The organism is Halomonas sp. ND22Bw (genome assembly GCF_003011945.1).
Lineage (GTDB): Bacteria > Pseudomonadota > Gammaproteobacteria > Pseudomonadales > Halomonadaceae > Halomonas > Halomonas halophila.
Genome location: NZ_PXWD01000796.1, coordinates 1 through 275, shown reverse-complemented (window position 1 = coordinate 275; position 275 = coordinate 1). Strand labels below are relative to the sequence as shown.

The following is a 275-nucleotide window of genomic DNA, read 5'->3' as shown; positions in this document are numbered from 1 at the left end:
CATCTCGGGCTCGGGCCCGGCGAATGCGGCCGCGGTGGGCGCCGTGATGATCGCGGCGATGTCGCGCGCCGGCTACCCGCCCGCCTTTTCGGCCAGCGTGGTCGGCGCGGCAGCGGCGACGGACATCCTGATCCCGCCTTCGGTCGCGTTCATCGTGTACTCGGTGCTGGTGCCCGGCGCCTCGGTGCCAGCGCTCTTCGCCGCCGGCATGATCCCCGGCATCCTGGCCGGGCTGGCGCTGATCATTCCGGCCGTTTGGATGGCGCGCAAACACA

1 protein-coding gene is annotated in these 275 nt (G+C 72.0%); it reads left to right on the top strand.

Annotated elements, in window-relative coordinates:
- Positions 1 to 46: 46 nt before the first annotated feature.
- Positions 47 to 275, top strand: a 229-nt coding sequence (locus CVH10_RS20320; protein ID WP_369335912.1) for a TRAP transporter large permease subunit, incomplete at its 3' end; no start/stop codon positions are given.